The organism is Enterococcus sp. 12C11_DIV0727, assembly GCF_002148425.2.
In the GTDB taxonomy this organism is placed as follows: domain Bacteria; phylum Bacillota; class Bacilli; order Lactobacillales; family Enterococcaceae; genus Enterococcus_L; species Enterococcus_L lemimoniae.
Map to the genome: position 1 here is coordinate 1,881,514 of NZ_CP147248.1, position 17,557 is coordinate 1,899,070.

The following is a 17,557-nucleotide window of genomic DNA, read 5'->3' on the forward strand; positions in this document are numbered from 1 at the left end:
TACTTCTAACTTCTTAAAAAGATCAATAGTACAGTCAAAACTACAAATGCTAACATTACTACAGTATCTGTGACATGCCAATGCAAGACCCGATACTTCGTCCGACCATCGCCACCTTGATACCCTCTGGCTTCCATCGCAGTTGCTAAATCTTCTGCTCGGTTAAAACTACTGACAAATAATGGAATCAGTAAAGGAACTACAGCCTTCATTTTCTGTACTAAATTGCCTTCACCAAAGTCAACGCCACGAGCCCGCTGCGCATTCATTATTTTCTCTGTTTCATCCATCAAAGTTGGGACAAAACGTAATGCGATCGATAGCATAAGCGATACTTCATGAACAGGAAAACGAACGACTTTTAGCGGGCGTAATAAATACTCAATAGCATCCGACAAATCAAGCGGTGGTGTTGTTAGTGTCAGTAACGTTGACATGAAAATAATCAACACAAAACGACAGAAAATAAAGAGTCCATTGATCACGCCAAACTCAGTGATCGAGAATATCCCCCAGCTAAAGTAAACAGTTCCACCTTGAGTAAACAGCATCTGCAAAGCAACCGTAAATAAAATTAGCCAAATCAACGGTTTGATTCCACGAATAAAGAAACGAATATTCACCTTTGATAGAAAAATCGCAAATAACGTAAAAATTGCTAAAACACTATATGTTTGCCAATTATTCGCTAAAAATATGATTCCAATAAAATAGAAACTAGCAAGTAACTTTGCACGAGGATCCATAGTGTGGATAAACGATTCACCTGGAATATAGCGTCCAAAAATCAACTTATTCATCATTGATCCTCACCTGCCTTTTGCAATTCCTTTATCAAAACATCGGCCAATGCGTCTGCTGTCAAAGGTAGTTGCTCAAAAGAAACACCTTTAGCCATCAATTTTTCAGCAAATGATGCCGCTGTAGGGACACCTAACTGCTTTTCTTTCAGCCAATCGATATCTTGAAAAACGTCTTGTGGCGTGCCCGACTTAACCATCTTGCCTTTTTCTAATACAATCACATGATCTGCATAATTAGCGACATCGTCCATTAAATGAGTCACCAAAATAATCGTCATCCCACGCTCTTCATGTAGACGCTGAAACATTGCCATCATTTCTTTACGCCCCTGCGGATCAAGACCTGCTGTAGGTTCATCTAGTACTAGAACTTCCGGTTCCATCGCTAAAACACCAGCAATAGCAACTCGTCGCATTTGACCGCCTGATAACTCAAAAGGAGAACGTTCTAAGTAACTAGCATCCAGACCAACTAAATCAAGCATTTCTGCCGCTAATCTAATTGCATCTGCTTCTGATACACCAAAATTTTTGGGTCCAAAAGCAATATCTTTCGCAACTGTCTCTTCAAATAATTGAGCTTCGGGAAATTGAAAAACGATCCCAACTTTTTTACGAATGGGTTTCAAATTTTTATTATTTGTTTCTGGAACAATTGTCCGATCCCCAATCGTAACAGTTCCTTTTGTTGGTTTCACCAAAGCATTCAAGTGTTGTAACAACGTTGATTTTCCACTACCAGTATGCCCTACAATCGCAGTGTATGAACCATTTTCTATCGTCAAATTTAAATCGAATAATGCCCGCTGCTCGAATGGCGTATTTGGTTGGTACGTAAAATCTACTTGTTCAAAACGGATGTCCATAACCAATCCACCATCCTTTCTTCAGTCAAATATTCCGTTGGCACATCAATTCCTCGTTGTTTTAAAGCAATCTTTAATCGCTCAGGAAAGGGTAGGTCTAAACCCATTTGAATCAATTCAGTCCCTGCTGAGAAAATCTTCTCAGGTGTGCCTTCAGCAACTAGCTCTCCTTGTTTCATTACTAAGATTCGATTGGCATTAGCCGCTTCATCAATATCATGAGTAATCGAGATGACAGTCAGATTACTTTCTTCTTTGATTTTTTTGATTGTCGTAATCACTTCTTCCCGTCCTTCTGGATCAAGCATACTAGTCGCTTCATCTAGAATGATGATATCAGGGCGTAAAGCAACGACACCAGCAATTGCGACACGTTGTTTTTGCCCCCCTGATAGGCGAGCTGGTTCACGTGTGGCAAATGAATCCATGCGTACTTTCTCTAAAGCGTCTTTGACTCTTACAAGCATTTCTTCACGAGAAATGCCTTGATTTTCTAAGCCAAATGCAACATCATCTTCCACAGTCGAACCCACAAACTGGTTATCGGGATTTTGAAAGACCATCCCGACCATTTTACGGATATCCCAAACATTGGTTTCATTTAATTCTTTACCGCCGACGGCAATCGTGCCAGAAGCTGGTAATAATAATCCATTGATTGTTTTTGCTAACGTCGATTTACCTGAACCATTGTGTCCAATAATTGCAATCCACTCACCTTGTTGGATGGAAAAAGATACATCTTTCAAAGCGGGAGAAGCATCTTCAGGTTGATAGTTAAAATCGATATTTTTTAATTCAATTATCGGTTGCATCGTGTACTCCCTCAATTATTTAGTCTTCCTAACACTAACAAAAAATCAGTGTTTTTTCAATCATCTCTTCTTATCTTTACACTAATCTCTATTATAACAAAATATAACCTAATATGTGAATTCTTATCTGTCAAGACAGGAAGTTTTTTTGATATAATTCCATTATCACTCAAATGAAGATAAAAAAGATGCAAGAAAACGAATTACTCGTTTCTTTGCATCTTTTTATAGTTCGACACTTCTATTTATTCAAATATTCAAACGCATATTGTCCATATAATTCTACACCAATTTCCATTGCATCTTCATCCACATTGAAACGACCATGATGGTGCGCCCATTGTGTATCTTTTTCCGGATTTCCACATCCTACTAAAGCAAAGCAACCAGATGTATGCTCCGTAAAATAGCTAAAATCTTCTCCACCAGTTGTTGGCGATTTCTGAATAAGTGCTGCCTCTCCAAAGTTTTCTTTAATGAGCTCTTGGGCAAACAAAGCATCTTCTTCATCATTGACCACCGGAACCGTTCCATAATTATACTCTAGCGTTGCAGTACCGCCATACATCAGCGCAGTTTGCTCTGCATAACGTTTTAGCGCTTTTTCTACACGATCACGTGTCTCAAGGCTAAAGCAGCGGACAGTCCCTTCTAATCGCGCATTTTCAGCAATAACATTAAAACGAGTTCCCACATCCATTTTACCAACTGTCACTACCACTGGATCTAATGGATTCGTTTCTCTTGAAACGACACTTTGAACATTCATGACAAATGCTGAAACCATCACAGCTGCATCTACACAAGCATCAGGCATTGCACCATGACCGCCACGGCCTTTAAAATCAATCGAAAAAATATCTGCAGATGCAAATGATGATCCAACGACACAAGAGGCTGTTCCAGAAAGCATTTGCGACCAAACATGAATGCCAAAAACATCATCTACTCCATCGACAGCATCTTGAGCAACCATTGCTTTGGCTCCTTGTGCATTTTCTTCTGACGGTTGAAAAATAAAACGAACAGTTCCTTTAAGTTGTGCTTGTACTTCTTTCAACGCTTTAGCTGCCGTCAACAACATCGCTGTATGCGCATCGTGTCCACAGGCATGTATTTTCCCGTCTTCCAATGATTTATAAGGAATATCCTCTGTCAATTCTTGCACAGGTAAGGCATCCATATACGCACGTAATGCAACTGTCTTACCTGGATTTGCCCCAACCAACTCAGCTATGATTCCTGTCGGTTCTGTTTTTCGATACGGAATTTCCAACTGATCTAAGACTTCAGCAACTTTCTCTGTTGTTCTGAATTCTTCAAATTGTAATTCGGGATGTTGATGTAAATCTCTTCTAAAATCAATTATTTCAGCTTTATACTTTTGAACCAACGTTTTTAATTCTTTCATTTTACTCCCTCATTAACAAATAATACCGCACAAACAAAGACAGATGAGATCCATGCGTTGGTCTTACTAGATACTACATCTCCAATATGTAAAATAGCCATCAAAAACGTAAAGGCAGTCATTTGTGCCATAATACTACCCCTTTATACACCTTTTTATTTATCAGAAAATTCCGACTAATCAAAGTATGCTAAAGATTACACTAAGATTCAATAAGATAACAAAATAGAGTAGTCGCTAAAAGGTTCCTTCTTTACCTATTTTTGCTCAAATTTATGTAAAGAATAAAAAAATCGCTATTAAATCTTTTTAAATACAAAAAAACTTACAACAAAATATGTTGTAAGACAAAAAAATACACTTTAAAATATGATGAGTGCTCCCCTGTCAAACCAAGTTTGACAGGGAAAGCGTTGAGCTAGACTAGGAGTCGCCTCCAACATCATAACACTCTAAAAGAATCATCTATAAAGTGACGGTATAGTTTGATTATTTAACAAATTCGATAATTACCATTGGTGCTGCATCTCCGCGTCTTGGTTCTGTCTTCAAGATACGAGTGTAACCACCTTGGCGTTCAGCATAACGAGGTGCAAGGTCATTGAATAACTTTTGTAAAGCTGATTCAACAACGATTTTTTCGTCTTCTTCACGAACGCTAGCAACTTCATTACGTACAAAAGTAGCTGCTTGACGACGAGCATGAAGATCTCCACGTTTGCCTAAAGTAATCATTTTTTCTGTAGTCGAACGAATTTCTTTCGCACGAGCTTCAGTTGTAACGATACGTTCATTGATAATTAAATCAGTAGTTAAGTCACGCAACATTGCCTTACGTTGGCTTGATGTGCGTCCTAATTTACGATAACCCACGTTGGTTTTCCTCCTTCGTAAAAAGTATTAATCGTCTTTACGTAAGCCTAAACCTAAATCATGTAGTTTTAGTTTAACCTCTTCAAGAGATTTACGACCTAAATTACGTACTTTGATCATTTCTGGTTCAGATTTATTTGTAAGTTCTTGTACAGTGTTAATACCTGCACGTTTTAAACAGTTATATGAACGAACAGACAAGTCTAGTTCTTCGATGGTCATTTCTAGCATTTTTTCTTTTTGTGTTTCTTCTTTTTCAACCATGATTTCAGCGTTTTTCGCTTCATCAGTAAGGTTAACAAAGATGTCTAAATGCTCCGTCATAATCTTAGCTGCTAAGCTAAGGGCTTCTTGAGGAATGATTGAACCATCAGTCCATATTTCCATTGTTAATTTGTCAAAATCATCACGACGACCAACACGAGTGTTCTCTACTTGGTAGTTCACACGGCGAACTGGTGTATAGATGGAATCAACAGGGAGAACACCAATTGGCATATCTTCCTTTTTGTTTTCGTCTGCTTGAACATAGCCACGACCAGGTTTCACTGTTAAGCGAGCATGGAAAGTAGCTCCTTCAGAGACACTACAGATAATTAAATCTTTATTCAAGATCTCAACATCGCTGTCGACGATGATATCGCCAGCAGTTACTGTAGCAGGTCCTGTAATATCGATCTCAAGGGTTTTTTCTTCTTCTGCATAAAGCTTTAATGCTAAGCCTTTGATATTCAAAATAATTTGAGTTACGTCTTCTCTTACACCTTTAATGGTAGAGAATTCATGCAACACACCATCGATTTGAATATTGGTAATAGCAGCTCCTGGTAGAGAAGATAATAAAATACGACGTAGAGAATTGCCTAAAGTAGTCCCGTAACCTCTTTCCAGTGGTTCAACGACGAACTTGCCATAATCTCTATTCTCATCAATTTTTTCGATTCTTGGTTTTTCAAATTCAATCATTCTTATCTATACCCCTTTCAAAACGAAAAGTGTCTTGTTCAATGACGTTCTTAATTCAAACTCAGAATGAGTGGCACTCATTAAACACGACGGCGTTTTGGAGGGCGGCATCCATTATGAGGAACTGGAGTCACGTCACGAATTGCAGTCACTTCTAAACCTGTTGCTTGCAATGAACGAATCGCTGCTTCACGTCCAGAACCAGGTCCTTTAACTGTTACATCAACAGTTTTAAGTCCATGTTCTTGTGCTGCTTTAGTTGCAGCTTCTGCGGCCATTTGAGCTGCAAACGGTGTTGATTTTTTGCTTCCTTTGAAACCTAATGAACCTGCAGATGACCATGCTAAAGCATTACCATGACTGTCAGTGATCATTACAATTGTATTATTGAATGTAGAATGGATATGTGCAATCCCAGTTTCTATATTCTTTTTCACACGGCGTTTACGACTAACTTTTTTTGCTGCCATGAAGATCTAACCTCCTTCACTTAGGAATTATTTTTTCTTGCCTGCTACAGTACGAGCTGGGCCTTTACGAGTACGTGCATTATTTTTCGTGTTTTGTCCACGAGTTGGTAATCCACGACGGTGACGGATACCACGGTATGAACCGATTTCCATCAAACGTTTGATGTTCAAGTTCACTTCACGACGAAGATCACCTTCAATTTTTAACTTATCGATTTCCGCACGGATAGCATCTGTTTGTTCGTTTGTTAAGTCACGAACACGAATATCTTCAGATACGCCAACGTTTGCTAAAACTTTTTTAGCAGTAGTGTTACCAATACCAAAAATATAAGTAAGGGAAATTACTACACGTTTATCACGAGGGATGTCTACTCCTGCAATACGAGCCATTCTACGTTACACCTCCTATTATCCTTGACGTTGTTTATGTTTTGGATTTGCTGGGCAAATGACCATAACACGTCCATTACGGCGAATTACTTTACAATGCTCACACATTGGTTTTACTGATGGTCTTACTTTCATGATAATACCTCCCTGAATTTTACGGAGTACAATTATTTAAAGCGATAAGTGATTCGACCACGAGTTAAATCATATGGAGATAACTCTACAGTTACTTTATCTCCAGGTAAAATTCGAATGTAGTGCATACGGATCTTACCGGAAACAGTAGCAAGAACTTGGTGTCCATTTTCTAGTTCAACTTTAAACATTGCATTCGGCAAAGTTTCGACGACTGTACCTTCGACTTCAATCATATCTTCTTTAGCCACGCACAGTACCTCCTTGTACTTGTTTCGCATTTTCACACGATAAAATGGCGGAAACTTCAGCCCCCACCTAGAATTTTCAATTAAACCTCTACAAAAAGGTAGAAGTCGGACTGATATATTCTATCATAAACTATTCTATTTGGCAAGAGAATCTGAATCAAACACAAATGGTAAGCTTGCGGCCAATCAGAAAACTATTTTTTTTCAATGATTTCTTTCACTTCAGAAAAAACAGTATCGATCTCGCGATTCCCATCTATTGTATGCAATACGCTTTTAGCTTTATAAAAGTCTAAAATTGGTGCACTGCTTTTGATGTTGACTGCCAGACGGTTTTTGACCGTTTCAGGCTTGTCATCTTCTCTTTGATAAAATTCATGTCCGCCGCAACGATCACATGTTCCTTCTACGGTAGGAGGATTGAAGATTTTGTGATAAGTTGCACCACATGAGCGGCAGATAAACCGACCAGCTAAGCGTTCAACCAAAATTTCTTCTTCAACATGGATGTCGATGACAGCATCAATTTTTTTATTTAATTCTGTTAACATTTTATCTAATGCTTCTGCTTGATCCAAAGTCCGAGGAAAACCATCTAATAAAAAACCCTTATCAGTATCAGGTTCTGCCAAACGTTCTTTGACAATTCCATTTGTTACATCGTCCGGAACCAAAGCACCTTTATCGATATAAGATTTCGCTTCTAAGCCAAGAGCAGTTTCGTTTTTCATTGCAGCACGGAACATATCTCCTGTAGAAATATGAGGAATACCATAAGTATCCACGATCTGTTCTGCTTGAGTTCCTTTGCCTGCTCCAGGCAATCCCATTAAAATGAGGTTCATTTCATTTCCTCCTAATTTTAAAGACTGGCTTTTGAAGCTAGCCCAATGAGAGAACAGTGCTGAGGATAATCCTCAACACACTATTCTTACTTATTGATAAAGCCAACATATTGACGTTTCAACATTAAACCTTCTAATTGTTTCGCTGTTTCTAAAGCAACACCAATTACAATCAGTAAGCTTGTTCCTCCGAGACCGATAGATTGCGGTAGCTTCCAGATCATTTGTGCAATGATCGGTAGTAAGGCAACTAGTCCTAGGAATATAGAACCGACAACACTTAGTCTCATTAACATTCCAGAAATATATTCTTCTGTCCCTTTACCTGGTCGTACGCTTGGAATATAGCTTCCTTGTTTTTGTAAGTTTTCCGCTAATTTCTCAGGGTTAACTTGAACAAATGCATAGAAGAATGTAAAAGCAACGATCAGTACAGTATAAATAATCGCACCTGGAACGGTATTGTAACTAAAAATTTGTGTCATTACATCGTACCAACCTTCACCAGCATAGCTTTTAGAGAAGGCTTGTAAAACAGCATTCGGCGTTGCGATCAATGAACTAGCAAAGATAACTGGGATAACACCAGCAGCATTTACTTTTAACGGTAAATAACTACTTGTTGGTGCACCAGAAACGCGTTTTGTATATTGGATCGGAATTTTTCGTTCTGCTTGCTGGAAAAATGTTACTAATGTAACAACAGCTAAAATTGCAATAATCAAAATCACAATAAAAATCACAGATTGCCAAATTCTAGAAGATTCAATATTGATAAAGTAATCATCAACGATCTCTTTGATTCCTTCTGGTAAACGAGAAATGATCCCCGCGAAGATAATCATTGAAACTCCATTTCCGATTCCTTTTTCAGTAATTTGTTCTCCCAACCATGTAACAAACATTGTTCCACCAGTTAAAATCACAGCGATCATCACAAACGTGCTCGTGTTAGGATTTTTTACGATCCCAGCACTACTTAAACTTTGAAATCCAGCAGTAATCCCAATAGATTGAGCAATACCCAAGAAAATCGTTAGATATCTTGTTGCTTGATTCAATTTCTTACGTCCTACTTCACCTTGCTTCGACCATTCTACAAATTTTGGAACGATATCCATTTGTAATAATTGGATGATGATCGATGCTGTAATGTATGGTGAAACCCCCATCGAAAAGATAGAGAAGTTTTGCATAGCACTACCGCTGACCATATTCAACATATTTAAAAATGGTAAATTGCTTAAGTCTTGCAAACCTTTTGCATTTACGCCAGGTACAGTTATGTGCGCACCTAAACGAAATACAAAAAGAATGAATACAGTAAACAAAATTTTTGATCTAATGTCTTTGACTTTAAAAGCATCTTTTAATAGTTTAAACATTAGATCACCTCGATTGTTCCACCAGCTGCAACAATTGCATCTTCTGCTGCTTTAGAGAATTTAGCTGCTTTCACAGTTAATTTTTTAGTTGTTAATTCACCGTTAGCAAGAACTTTGATTCCAGCTTTTTCGTTTTTCACGATTCCAGCTTCGATCAAGCCTGCAGGTGTAACTTCAGTTCCATCTTCGAAACGATTTAAGACATCTAAGTTGATGACTGCATAATCTTTACGGTTGATGTTCGTGAAGCCGCGTTTTGGTAAACGACGGAATAATGGAGTTTGACCCCCTTCAAATCCTAGTCTAACACCACCGCCTGAACGAGCTTTTTGCCCTTTTTGTCCACGGCCGGCAGTTTTACCATTACCAGATGAAGTACCACGTCCAACACGGTTACGTACTTGGCGTGAACCTTCAGCAGGTTTCAATTCATGAAGTTTCATTGGTTTGGCACCTCCTTAACAATGTACTATTGTAAATTAAACTTCTTCAACGTCCACTAAATGTGACACAGTGTTGATCATACCTTTAATGGCAACATTATCAGGTTTGACAACAGAGCTGTTTACTTTTCCTAAACCTAATGCTTTAACTGTATCTTTTTGGTTTTGAGGACGTCCGATGATGCTGCGTTTTAATGTAACTTTTAATTCAGCCATTCTTATGTCCTCCTTATCCTAAAATTTCTTCTACAGATTTACCACGAAGTGCTGCCACTTCTTCGGCACGTTTTAATTGTTTTAACCCTTCAACAGTTGCGCGAACAACGTTGATTGGTGTATTTGAACCTAATGATTTTGATGTAATATCTGCTACACCAGCTAATTCCAATACGGCACGAACTGGTCCACCAGCGGCTACCCCAGAACCTTCTACTGCAGGTTTCATAAGGATACGGCCACCACCGAATACCCCAATCACTTCGTGAGGGATACTAGAACCAACCATAGGCACTTCAACTAAGTTTTTCTTCGCGTCTTCGATCGCTTTACGGATTGCTTCTGGCACTTCTTGTGCTTTACCAGTCCCAAAGCCAACGTGACCGTTTTTATCTCCCACAACAACTAATGCTGCAAAGCGTAGACGACGTCCACCTTTAACAACTTTTGTTACACGGTTGATAGAAACCACGCGGTCTTCTAATTCCAAGTGTTTTGGATCAATATAAACCATGAATGGTGTTCCTCCTTCTCCTAAAATTCTAGTCCATTTTCACGCGCTGCTTCAGCTAAAGCTTGCACGCGGCCATGGTAAAGGTATCCACCACGGTCAAAGACTACTACTTTAACGCCTTTTTCAGCGGCACGTTCAGCGATTAATTTACCAACAGCTGCGGCTGTTTCTGTTTTGTTTCCACCTGAAATTTCTTTATCTAAGGCAGAGGCACTTGCTAGCGTTACACCCGCTACGTCATCAATGATTTGCGCGTAGATGTTTTTGTTAGAACGGAATACGTTCAAGCGTGGGCACTCAGCAGTACCAGAGATTTTGTTACGTACACGACGATGTCTCTTTTGGCGTGTTTTGTTTTTATCTGGTTTTGTAATCACAATTGTCACCTCTTTATATTTGCTAGCTATTAAGCTGCGATAGACAACGGATCGTTATTTTTCAAACGAAGTTGAAAAATAACTCTCAAGCTGCTATTATTTACCAGTTTTACCTTCTTTACGACGTACGAATTCGCCAACATAACGGATTCCTTTGCCTTTATAAGGTTCTGGAGGACGAGTACCACGAATATTCGCTGCTAATTCACCAACATGTTCTTTGTTAGCACCTTTTACAACTACTTGTGTATTCGAAGGTACTTCTACAGTTACACCAGCTGGTGGTGTAATTTCTACTGGATGAGAATACCCAACGTTAAGAACTAATGTAGTCCCTTGCATTTGAGCACGGTACCCAACCCCGATAAGTTCAAGACCTTTTTCAAAGCCTGTACTTACACCAACAACCATGTTGTTGAAGTTCGCACGAGTTGTTCCGTGGATTGTTTTCATGTCTTTGCTATCATTTGGACGAGTGAATGTTACTTCATTTCCTTCGATATTCATTGTGATATCAGCAGAAAATTCACGTGTTAATTCACCTTTAGGTCCTTTTACAGTAATGTTGTTTCCTTCTTGTTTGACTTCAACGCCAGCAGGAAGTACAACGATTTTATTACCAATACGGCTCACTTAGAGACACCTCCTTGTGTGTTTTTTTAAATTACCATACGTAGGCGATTACTTCGCCGCCGATGTTTTTAGCTCTTGCTTCTTTATCAGTTACAACACCTTCAGAAGTAGAGATAATCGCGATTCCTAGACCATTCAATACTTTAGGTACTTCGTCAGATTTGACATAAGCACGTAAACCTGGTTTAGAGATACGTTTTAAGTTTGTGATAACACGTTCTTCGTTTTTACCGTATTTAAGGAAAACACGAATCACGCCTTGTTTGTCATCTTCGATATATTCTACATCGCGTACAAAACCTTCACGTTTCAAGATTTCAGCGATATCACGTTTGATTTTTGACGCAGGCACTTCTAAGCTTTCATGTTTAACCATGTTTGCATTACGAATGCGCGTTAGAAAATCTGCAATTGGATCTGTCATGACCATTGAACTATTTACCTCCTTTATGCGAGTTTACTTGTTTACCAGCTAGCTTTCTTCACGCCGGGAATTTGACCTTTATAGGCAAGTTCGCGGAAGCAAATACGGCAAAGATGAAATTTACGATAAACTGAATGTGGACGTCCGCAACGTTCACAACGAGTATACGCTTGTGTTGAATGTTTGGCAGGGCGTTTGTTTTTAGCAATCATTGATTTTTTAGCCACGTAGTTCGCCTCCTTTTATTATTTTTGGAATGGCATACCTAATTGTGTCAACAATTCACGAGATTCTTCATCTGTGTTTGCTGTAGTTACAATAACGATGTCCATACCGCGTACTTTATCTACTAAATCATAATCAACTTCTGGGAAGATTAATTGTTCTTTAACACCTAAAGTATAGTTACCACGTCCGTCAAAAGCTTTTTTGCTTACTCCGTGGAAATCACGTACACGAGGTAGAGAAACAGATACTAATTTATCTAAAAATTCGTACATTCTTTCTCCGCGTAAAGTAACTTTCGCACCGATTGGCATGCCTTCACGTAAACGGAAACCAGCGATTGATTTCTTAGCTTTCGTGATCAATGGTTTTTGACCTGTGATCAATGCTAATTCTTCAACTGCTTTATCTAAATTTTTTGCGTTTGAAACAGCGTCGCCCACACCCATGTTAATAACGATCTTATCAACTTTTGGTGTTTGCATAACTGAACTATAATTAAATTTTTCCACTAATGCTGGAGTAATTTCTTTAATATATTTTTCTTTCAGGCGGTTCATTTAGTAAGCCCCTCCTTCCTTTTAATCTATTTATCTAAGACTTCACCGGTTTTTTTAGAAACACGGACTTTTTTACCATCGACTTCTTTGTAACCTACACGACCAGCTACACCTGTTCCGTCAATCACCATTACATTAGAAACATGAATCGGCGCTTCGACTTCTAGGATTCCGCCTTGCGGCGCTGCTTGATTTGGTTTTTGGTGTTTTTTCATGATGTTAACACCTTCAACGATGACTTTGTCTTTTTTAGGAAACGCTGCTAATACAACGCCCTCTTTATTCTTGTCTTTGCCAGTGATAATTTTCACTTTATCGCCTTTTTTAACAAACATTACTGTTTCGCACCTCCTTTGATACGTGTCCTGATTATAATACTTCTGGTGCTAGAGAAACGATCTTCATGAAGTTGTTTTCACGTAATTCACGTGCAACAGGACCGAAGATACGAGTTCCACGCGGGCTCTTATCATCACGAATAATTACAGCAGCATTTTCATCAAATTTAATGTATGAACCGTCTGTACGACGAGCTCCTGATTTAGTACGAACGATAACGGCTTTTACGACTTCACCTTTTTTGACAACCCCACCTGGCGTTGCTTGTTTAACCGTAGCAACAATCACGTCACCAATGTTAGCAGTTTTACGTCCAGAACCACCTAGTACTTTAATCGTTAAGATTTCACGAGCACCTGAGTTATCTGCGACTTTTAATCGGCTTTCTTGTTGGATCACGATGTGTATCCCCCTTTCAGATTTTATGTTTCAATCTATATAGGAAAATCTCGTTTTTATTAGATGACAACTGCTTCTTCGACTACCTCTAGTAAACGGAAACGTTTTGTAGCTGATAATGGACGAGTTTCCATGATTCTTACGATGTCTCCAACTTTTGCAGTGTTGTTTTCATCATGAGCTTTGTATTTCTTAGAATATTTCATACGTTTACCGTAAATAGGATGGTTTTTCTTTGTTTCTACGACAACAGTGATAGTTTTATCCATCTTATCTGAAACAACACGACCTTGGTAAACTTTGCGTTGATTTCTTTCTTCAGTCATACGCGTTTGGCCTCCTTCCACTATTAGTTAGCTTGTTCACGCAATACTGTTTTGATGCGTGCAATCGATTGACGTACTTCTTTAATACGTGCAGTGTTTTCTAATTGACCTGTTGCTAGTTGGAATCTAAGATTAAATAGTTCTTCTTTGAATTGCTTTTCTTTTTCAAGCATTTCGGCAGTGGTTAATTCTCTGATTTCTTTAACCTTCATTCGATTCACCACCCATTTCCTCACGTTTTACAATTTTGGTTTTCACCGGTAATTTGTGGGATGCAAGGCGAAGTGCTTCACGAGCTACTTCTTCAGGTACGCCTGCGATTTCAAACATGATCTTGCCACGTTTAACTGGTGAAACCCAGCCTTCAGGAGCCCCTTTACCTTTACCCATACGAACACCAATTGCTTTACTTGTGTATGATTTGTGAGGGAAAATTTTAATCCATACTTTCCCGCCACGTTTCATATAACGAGTCATAGCAATACGGGCAGCTTCGATTTGACGGTTAGTAATCCAGTGAGATTCAGTTGCTTGTAAACCCCATTCACCAAATGCTACTTCTTTTCCGCCTTTGGCTTCACCACGCATTTTACCTCTAAATTCACGACGGTGTTTTACACGTTTAGGTACTAACATGATTATTTCCCTCCTTTCTCAGTGTTTTTTTTTGTTGGAAGAATTTCTCCACGGTAAATCCACACTTTAACTCCTAATTTTCCGTAAGTTGTGTCTGCTTCTTCCCATGCGTAATCAATATCAGCACGCAAAGTGTGAAGTGGAACTGTACCTTCAGAGTAACCTTCTGAACGAGCGATATCAGCACCGTTTAAACGACCTGATACTTGTGTTTTGATACCTTTAGCGCCTGAACGCATAGTGCGTTGGATCGCTTGTTTTTGAGCACGACGGAAAGCAACACGGTTTTCTAATTGACGTGCAATTCCTTCGCCTACTAATTTTGCATCTAAATCTGGTTTTTTGATTTCAATGATGTTGATATGAACTCTTTTACCAGTTAGTGAATTTAATGATTTTCTTAGGTTTTCGACTTCAGATCCGCCTTTACCGATAACCATACCTGGTTTAGCTGTGTGGATTGAAATGTTCACACGATTTGCAGCGCGCTCGATCTCAATTGTAGACACAGCGGCATCAGCAAGTTTTGTCGCGATAAATTTACGGATTCTTAAATCTTCGTGTAAGAACTCAGCATACTCTTTTTCAGCATACCATTTTGCATCCCAGTCGCGGATGATGCCTACACGCATTCCAATTGGATGTACTTTTTGACCCACTGATTGTCCCTCCTCTTAATCTTTTAAGGTTCGGTCGTCACTATCTTTTAATACTCAGTATCAAAGATAATGATCCTCCTCTTATTAAGTGACGTCTGTTTAAAAACAGATTATTTTTCTGATACGACTACTGTAAGATGACTTGTACGTTTGTTAATTGGTGATGCTGAACCTTTTGCACGTGGACGGAAGCGTTTCATTGTTGGTCCTTCGTTGACAAATGCTTCAGATACTACTAAGTTTTCAACGTCTAAGTCAAAGTTATTTTCTGCGTTAGCAACTGCTGACATTAAAACTTTTTCAATGATTCCAGCAGATTTGTTTGGCATGAATTTCAAGATAGAAATTGCATCCGCAACGCTTTTACCTCTGATAAGATCGATTACTAAACGGGCTTTACGAGGTGAAGTGCGAACTGTTTTTGCAGTTGCCTTAGCTGATGTAATTTGTTCTGACATTTGCATTTCCTCCCCTCAAAATTAACGTCTAGTTTTCTTATCGTCGGCTCCGTGGCCACGATAAGTTCTAGTTGGTGCAAATTCACCTAATTTATGTCCTACCATGTCTTCTTGGATGTATACAGGAACGTGTTTACGTCCATCATATACGGCAATTGTAAATCCAACGAATGTTGGAAAAATTGTAGAACGGCGAGACCAAGTTTTAATTACTTTCTTCTTTTCGGCACCTTGTTGAGCTTCTACTTTTTTCATTAAATGCTCATCAGCGAAAGGTCCTTTTTTCAAACTACGACCCATGGTGAACCTCCTCTCAAAATGTACGACACATGGTCAAAAAAATTATTTAGTACGACGACGAACAATAAGTTTGTCTGATTTAGCTTTTTTGTTACGAGTTTTCAAGCCGATAGCTGGTTGACCCCAAGGTGATACTGGAGCTTTACGTCCAATCGGTTGTTTCCCTTCACCACCACCGTGTGGGTGATCGTTCGGGTTCATTACGCTACCACGAACTGTTGGGCGTTTACGCATCCAACGAGAGCGGCCAGCTTTACCAATGTTGATTAATTCGTGTTGTTCGTTACCAACAGCACCGATAGTTGCACGGCAAGTTGCTAAAATCATACGAACTTCACCAGAGTTCAAACGGATTAATACGTATTTGCCTTCTTTACCAAGTACTTGTGCACTTGTTCCAGCAGAACGGATCAATTGACCGCCTTTACCAGGTTTCATTTCAATGTTATGAACAACAGTACCTACTGGAATATTTTCCAATGGTAATGCGTTCCCTACTTTAATATCTGCTTCAGTACCGGAAACAAGGCGCATGCCTACTTCCAATCCTTTTGGTGCTAGAATATATGCTTTGATTCCATCTTCGTAATGTACTAACGCGATGTTAGCAGAACGGTTTGGATCATACTCGATAGTTTTGACAACCGCTACAACGTTATCTTTATTACGTTTGAAGTCGATCATACGGTATTGACGTTTGTGACCGCCACCTTGATGACGAACTGTAATACGACCATTGTTGTTACGACCGGCATGATTTTTTAATGGCGCCAACAACGATTTTTCAGGTGTTGATGTCGTGATTTCAGCAAAATCAGATGCTGTCATATTACGACGGCCATTTGTGGTAGGTTTATACTTTTTAATCGCCACGTCTTTTTCCCTCCCATTTAATAGTTAACATGGACTGCTTATTCAGCAGCATCGAAAATTTGAATTTCTTTTGAATCATCTGTTAATGTCACAACAGCTTTGCGACGTTTTTTTGTGTAACCAGCGTGTTTACCCATACGTTTAAATTTAGGGCGCACGTTAATGATGTTTACGTTTTTAACTTTAACATCAAATGCTGCTACAACAGCTTGTTTTACTAAAGTTTTGTTCGCACGAGTGTCCACTTCGAAAGTGTATTTCTTTTCGTCCATAGCAAGCATGGATTTTTCAGTGATCACTGGGCGTTTGATTACGTCTAGTAAGTTCATTATGCAAGCACCTCCTCAATTTGAGTAAGAGCAGTTTGTGTTGCCAATACTTTAGTATTAGAAACGATATCTAAAACACTTACGTTATCAGAAGTTACTACAGAAACGTTTGGTAGATTACGTGCAGACAATGCTGCAAAATCATTTCCTGTTTCTAAAACAACTAATACTTTCGTATCAATAGATAAGTTAGTTAAAACTTGTTTGAATTCTTTTGTTTTTGGTGCATCAAAGCCTAACGCTTCAACTGCTACCAAGTTGTTTTCAGCAACTTTATCTGACAATACAGATTTCATTGCTAAACGACGAACTTTTTTAGGAAGTTTGTAGCTGTAAGAACGCGGTGTTGGTCCGAAGACTACGCCACCTCCACGCCATTGTGGTGAACGAATTGACCCTTGACGAGCACGACCAGTTCCTTTTTGGCGCCATGGTTTACGGCCGCCGCCACGAACTTCTCCGCGGTTTTTTACTGAGTGTGTACCTTGTCTTAATGAAGCACGTTGCATGATGATTGCATCGTAGACAACTGTTTCATTCGGTTCGATTCCGAAAATCTCTTCGTTTAAAGTGATTTCACCATTTTGAGTTCCATCTTGTTTAAATAATGCTACATTCGGCATTCCTTAGTTC

General features: G+C 39.0%; 32 protein-coding genes. All 32 read right to left on the reverse strand.

Going from position 1 to position 17,557, the window contains the following annotated elements; translation table 11 throughout:
* Positions 1–5 precede the first annotated feature (5 nt).
* On the reverse strand, positions 6–803 hold the full coding sequence (locus A5866_RS08975; RefSeq protein ID WP_086278240.1) for an energy-coupling factor transporter transmembrane component T family protein: 798 nt from the start codon (positions 801–803) through the stop codon (positions 6–8).
* On the reverse strand, positions 800–1,669 hold the full coding sequence (locus A5866_RS08980) for an energy-coupling factor ABC transporter ATP-binding protein (RefSeq protein WP_176332520.1): 870 nt from the start codon (positions 1,667–1,669) through the stop codon (positions 800–802). Before A5866_RS08980 ends, A5866_RS08975 begins: the two co-directional genes overlap by 4 nt.
* Entirely contained in the window at positions 1,645–2,484 is an 840-nt protein-coding gene (locus A5866_RS08985; RefSeq protein WP_086443732.1) for an energy-coupling factor ABC transporter ATP-binding protein, read from the reverse strand. The genes A5866_RS08980 and A5866_RS08985 overlap by 25 nt, the downstream gene beginning before the upstream one ends.
* 241 nt (positions 2,485–2,725) lie before the next feature.
* Positions 2,726–3,895, reverse strand: a complete 1,170-nt coding sequence (locus A5866_RS08990) for an amidohydrolase (RefSeq protein WP_176332519.1) — start codon at positions 3,893–3,895, stop codon at positions 2,726–2,728.
* Positions 3,892–4,026 (reverse strand): hypothetical protein, encoded by a 135-nt coding sequence (locus A5866_RS08995; RefSeq protein WP_254907246.1) that lies wholly within the window; start codon positions 4,024–4,026, stop codon positions 3,892–3,894. The genes A5866_RS08990 and A5866_RS08995 overlap by 4 nt, the downstream gene beginning before the upstream one ends.
* 358 nt (positions 4,027–4,384) lie before the next feature.
* Positions 4,385–4,768: a 50S ribosomal protein L17 gene (rplQ, locus tag A5866_RS09000; RefSeq protein WP_010761666.1), complete on the reverse strand. Its 384-nt coding sequence runs from the start codon at positions 4,766–4,768 to the stop codon at positions 4,385–4,387.
* A 27-nt stretch (positions 4,769–4,795) separates the two neighbouring features.
* Positions 4,796–5,734: a DNA-directed RNA polymerase subunit alpha gene (locus tag A5866_RS09005; RefSeq protein WP_010761667.1), complete on the reverse strand. Its 939-nt coding sequence runs from the start codon at positions 5,732–5,734 to the stop codon at positions 4,796–4,798.
* Positions 5,735–5,814: 80 nt separating this feature from the next.
* Complete coding sequence (gene rpsK / locus A5866_RS09010) at positions 5,815–6,204, reverse strand: 30S ribosomal protein S11 (RefSeq protein ID WP_010761668.1); 390 nt, start codon at positions 6,202–6,204, stop codon at positions 5,815–5,817.
* A gap of 27 nt (positions 6,205–6,231) precedes the next feature.
* Complete coding sequence (gene rpsM / locus A5866_RS09015) at positions 6,232–6,597, reverse strand: 30S ribosomal protein S13 (protein WP_010766211.1); 366 nt, start codon at positions 6,595–6,597, stop codon at positions 6,232–6,234.
* An 18-nt stretch (positions 6,598–6,615) separates the two neighbouring features.
* Positions 6,616–6,732 (reverse strand): 50S ribosomal protein L36, encoded by a 117-nt coding sequence (gene rpmJ / locus A5866_RS09020; protein ID WP_010742772.1) that lies wholly within the window; start codon positions 6,730–6,732, stop codon positions 6,616–6,618.
* Positions 6,733–6,764: 32 nt separating this feature from the next.
* Positions 6,765–6,983 carry a translation initiation factor IF-1 gene (infA, locus tag A5866_RS09025; RefSeq protein ID WP_002356224.1) on the reverse strand — a complete coding sequence of 73 codons (219 nt, stop codon included), beginning with the start codon at positions 6,981–6,983 and terminating at the stop codon, positions 6,765–6,767.
* 194 nt (positions 6,984–7,177) lie between these two features.
* A complete protein-coding gene (locus A5866_RS09030; protein WP_086443731.1) occupies positions 7,178–7,828 on the reverse strand; it encodes an adenylate kinase in 651 nt (216 codons plus the stop codon).
* An 86-nt stretch (positions 7,829–7,914) separates the two neighbouring features.
* A complete protein-coding gene (gene secY / locus A5866_RS09035; protein ID WP_086443730.1) occupies positions 7,915–9,213 on the reverse strand; it encodes a preprotein translocase subunit SecY in 1,299 nt (432 codons plus the stop codon).
* Positions 9,213–9,656, reverse strand: a complete 444-nt coding sequence (gene rplO, locus A5866_RS09040) for a 50S ribosomal protein L15 (RefSeq protein WP_086278231.1) — start codon at positions 9,654–9,656, stop codon at positions 9,213–9,215. The genes secY and rplO overlap by 1 nt, the downstream gene beginning before the upstream one ends.
* A gap of 36 nt (positions 9,657–9,692) precedes the next feature.
* Complete coding sequence (rpmD, locus tag A5866_RS09045; protein WP_010766215.1) at positions 9,693–9,872, reverse strand: 50S ribosomal protein L30; 180 nt, start codon at positions 9,870–9,872, stop codon at positions 9,693–9,695.
* A 13-nt stretch (positions 9,873–9,885) separates the two neighbouring features.
* Positions 9,886–10,386, reverse strand: coding sequence for a 30S ribosomal protein S5 (gene rpsE / locus A5866_RS09050; RefSeq protein WP_010761674.1), 501 nt, complete (start codon positions 10,384–10,386; stop codon positions 9,886–9,888).
* Positions 10,387–10,406: 20 nt separating this feature from the next.
* Positions 10,407–10,763: a 50S ribosomal protein L18 gene (rplR, locus tag A5866_RS09055; protein WP_010761675.1), complete on the reverse strand. Its 357-nt coding sequence runs from the start codon at positions 10,761–10,763 to the stop codon at positions 10,407–10,409.
* 96 nt (positions 10,764–10,859) lie between these two features.
* The gene (gene rplF / locus A5866_RS09060) at positions 10,860–11,396 is read right to left on the reverse strand and encodes a 50S ribosomal protein L6 (RefSeq protein WP_025869795.1); all 537 of its coding nucleotides are present in this window, start codon (positions 11,394–11,396) and stop codon (positions 10,860–10,862) included.
* A gap of 31 nt (positions 11,397–11,427) precedes the next feature.
* Positions 11,428–11,826 (reverse strand): 30S ribosomal protein S8, encoded by a 399-nt coding sequence (gene rpsH, locus A5866_RS09065; RefSeq protein WP_010761677.1) that lies wholly within the window; start codon positions 11,824–11,826, stop codon positions 11,428–11,430.
* A gap of 35 nt (positions 11,827–11,861) precedes the next feature.
* A complete protein-coding gene (locus tag A5866_RS09070) occupies positions 11,862–12,047 on the reverse strand; it encodes a type Z 30S ribosomal protein S14 (protein ID WP_002356214.1) in 186 nt (61 codons plus the stop codon).
* 18 nt (positions 12,048–12,065) lie between these two features.
* Entirely contained in the window at positions 12,066–12,605 is a 540-nt protein-coding gene (rplE, locus tag A5866_RS09075) for a 50S ribosomal protein L5 (protein ID WP_010770625.1), read from the reverse strand.
* Positions 12,606–12,631: 26 nt separating this feature from the next.
* Positions 12,632–12,940, reverse strand: a complete 309-nt coding sequence (rplX, locus tag A5866_RS09080) for a 50S ribosomal protein L24 (RefSeq protein ID WP_010761679.1) — start codon at positions 12,938–12,940, stop codon at positions 12,632–12,634.
* A 34-nt stretch (positions 12,941–12,974) separates the two neighbouring features.
* The gene (gene rplN / locus A5866_RS09085; protein WP_010766218.1) at positions 12,975–13,343 is read right to left on the reverse strand and encodes a 50S ribosomal protein L14; all 369 of its coding nucleotides are present in this window, start codon (positions 13,341–13,343) and stop codon (positions 12,975–12,977) included.
* A gap of 59 nt (positions 13,344–13,402) precedes the next feature.
* The gene (gene rpsQ / locus A5866_RS09090; RefSeq protein ID WP_010766219.1) at positions 13,403–13,669 is read right to left on the reverse strand and encodes a 30S ribosomal protein S17; all 267 of its coding nucleotides are present in this window, start codon (positions 13,667–13,669) and stop codon (positions 13,403–13,405) included.
* A gap of 23 nt (positions 13,670–13,692) precedes the next feature.
* Positions 13,693–13,881: a 50S ribosomal protein L29 gene (rpmC, locus tag A5866_RS09095; RefSeq protein ID WP_010766220.1), complete on the reverse strand. Its 189-nt coding sequence runs from the start codon at positions 13,879–13,881 to the stop codon at positions 13,693–13,695.
* Positions 13,871–14,305: a 50S ribosomal protein L16 gene (gene rplP / locus A5866_RS09100; RefSeq protein WP_002356208.1), complete on the reverse strand. Its 435-nt coding sequence runs from the start codon at positions 14,303–14,305 to the stop codon at positions 13,871–13,873. The genes rpmC and rplP overlap by 11 nt, the downstream gene beginning before the upstream one ends.
* 2 nt (positions 14,306–14,307) lie before the next feature.
* Positions 14,308–14,964, reverse strand: coding sequence for a 30S ribosomal protein S3 (gene rpsC, locus A5866_RS09105; RefSeq protein WP_010766221.1), 657 nt, complete (start codon positions 14,962–14,964; stop codon positions 14,308–14,310).
* A 110-nt stretch (positions 14,965–15,074) separates the two neighbouring features.
* Positions 15,075–15,422, reverse strand: a complete 348-nt coding sequence (gene rplV / locus A5866_RS09110) for a 50S ribosomal protein L22 (protein ID WP_010761685.1) — start codon at positions 15,420–15,422, stop codon at positions 15,075–15,077.
* Between the two features lie 21 nt (positions 15,423–15,443).
* Positions 15,444–15,722 carry a 30S ribosomal protein S19 gene (rpsS, locus tag A5866_RS09115; RefSeq protein ID WP_010761686.1) on the reverse strand — a complete coding sequence of 93 codons (279 nt, stop codon included), beginning with the start codon at positions 15,720–15,722 and terminating at the stop codon, positions 15,444–15,446.
* Positions 15,723–15,764: 42 nt separating this feature from the next.
* Positions 15,765–16,595 carry a 50S ribosomal protein L2 gene (gene rplB, locus A5866_RS09120; protein ID WP_086278229.1) on the reverse strand — a complete coding sequence of 277 codons (831 nt, stop codon included), beginning with the start codon at positions 16,593–16,595 and terminating at the stop codon, positions 15,765–15,767.
* Positions 16,596–16,633: 38 nt separating this feature from the next.
* Positions 16,634–16,924 carry a 50S ribosomal protein L23 gene (gene rplW / locus A5866_RS09125; RefSeq protein ID WP_010761688.1) on the reverse strand — a complete coding sequence of 97 codons (291 nt, stop codon included), beginning with the start codon at positions 16,922–16,924 and terminating at the stop codon, positions 16,634–16,636.
* Positions 16,924–17,547, reverse strand: coding sequence for a 50S ribosomal protein L4 (gene rplD, locus A5866_RS09130; protein WP_086278228.1), 624 nt, complete (start codon positions 17,545–17,547; stop codon positions 16,924–16,926). Before rplD ends, rplW begins: the two co-directional genes overlap by 1 nt.
* Positions 17,548–17,557: the final 10 nt, after the last annotated feature.

What these genes read in the sequence shown, in the direction of transcription:
- A5866_RS08975 (WP_086278240.1), bottom strand. Translation starts at nt 803, where the DNA reads ATGATGAATAAGTTGATTTTTGGACGCTATATTCCAGGTGAATCGTTT.
- A5866_RS08980 (WP_176332520.1), bottom strand. Translation starts at nt 1,669, where the DNA reads ATGGACATCCGTTTTGAACAAGTAGATTTTACGTACCAACCAAATACG.
- A5866_RS08985 (WP_086443732.1), bottom strand. Translation starts at nt 2,484, where the DNA reads ATGCAACCGATAATTGAATTAAAAAATATCGATTTTAACTATCAACCT.
- A5866_RS08990 (WP_176332519.1), bottom strand. Translation starts at nt 3,895, where the DNA reads ATGAAAGAATTAAAAACGTTGGTTCAAAAGTATAAAGCTGAAATAATT.
- A5866_RS08995 (WP_254907246.1), bottom strand. Translation starts at nt 4,026, where the DNA reads ATGGCACAAATGACTGCCTTTACGTTTTTGATGGCTATTTTACATATT.
- A5866_RS09005 (WP_010761667.1), bottom strand. Translation starts at nt 5,734, where the DNA reads ATGATTGAATTTGAAAAACCAAGAATCGAAAAAATTGATGAGAATAGA.
- rpsK (WP_010761668.1), bottom strand. Translation starts at nt 6,204, where the DNA reads ATGGCAGCAAAAAAAGTTAGTCGTAAACGCCGTGTGAAAAAGAATATA.
- rpsM (WP_010766211.1), bottom strand. Translation starts at nt 6,597, where the DNA reads ATGGCTCGTATTGCAGGAGTAGACATCCCTCGTGATAAACGTGTAGTA.
- rpmJ (WP_010742772.1), bottom strand. Translation starts at nt 6,732, where the DNA reads ATGAAAGTAAGACCATCAGTAAAACCAATGTGTGAGCATTGTAAAGTA.
- A5866_RS09030 (WP_086443731.1), bottom strand. Translation starts at nt 7,828, where the DNA reads ATGAACCTCATTTTAATGGGATTGCCTGGAGCAGGCAAAGGAACTCAA.
- secY (WP_086443730.1), bottom strand. Translation starts at nt 9,213, where the DNA reads ATGTTTAAACTATTAAAAGATGCTTTTAAAGTCAAAGACATTAGATCA.
- rplO (WP_086278231.1), bottom strand. Translation starts at nt 9,656, where the DNA reads ATGAAACTTCATGAATTGAAACCTGCTGAAGGTTCACGCCAAGTACGT.
- rpmD (WP_010766215.1), bottom strand. Translation starts at nt 9,872, where the DNA reads ATGGCTGAATTAAAAGTTACATTAAAACGCAGCATCATCGGACGTCCT.
- rpsE (WP_010761674.1), bottom strand. Translation starts at nt 10,386, where the DNA reads ATGGTTTATATTGATCCAAAACACTTGGAATTAGAAGACCGCGTGGTT.
- rpsH (WP_010761677.1), bottom strand. Translation starts at nt 11,826, where the DNA reads ATGGTCATGACAGATCCAATTGCAGATTTTCTAACGCGCATTCGTAAT.
- rplE (WP_010770625.1), bottom strand. Translation starts at nt 12,605, where the DNA reads ATGAACCGCCTGAAAGAAAAATATATTAAAGAAATTACTCCAGCATTA.
- rplX (WP_010761679.1), bottom strand. Translation starts at nt 12,940, where the DNA reads ATGTTTGTTAAAAAAGGCGATAAAGTGAAAATTATCACTGGCAAAGAC.
- rpsQ (WP_010766219.1), bottom strand. Translation starts at nt 13,669, where the DNA reads ATGACTGAAGAAAGAAATCAACGCAAAGTTTACCAAGGTCGTGTTGTT.
- rpmC (WP_010766220.1), bottom strand. Translation starts at nt 13,881, where the DNA reads ATGAAGGTTAAAGAAATCAGAGAATTAACCACTGCCGAAATGCTTGAA.
- rplP (WP_002356208.1), bottom strand. Translation starts at nt 14,305, where the DNA reads ATGTTAGTACCTAAACGTGTAAAACACCGTCGTGAATTTAGAGGTAAA.
- rplV (WP_010761685.1), bottom strand. Translation starts at nt 15,422, where the DNA reads ATGTCAGAACAAATTACATCAGCTAAGGCAACTGCAAAAACAGTTCGC.
- rpsS (WP_010761686.1), bottom strand. Translation starts at nt 15,722, where the DNA reads ATGGGTCGTAGTTTGAAAAAAGGACCTTTCGCTGATGAGCATTTAATG.
- rplW (WP_010761688.1), bottom strand. Translation starts at nt 16,924, where the DNA reads ATGAACTTACTAGACGTAATCAAACGCCCAGTGATCACTGAAAAATCC.
- rplD (WP_086278228.1), bottom strand. Translation starts at nt 17,547, where the DNA reads ATGCCGAATGTAGCATTATTTAAACAAGATGGAACTCAAAATGGTGAA.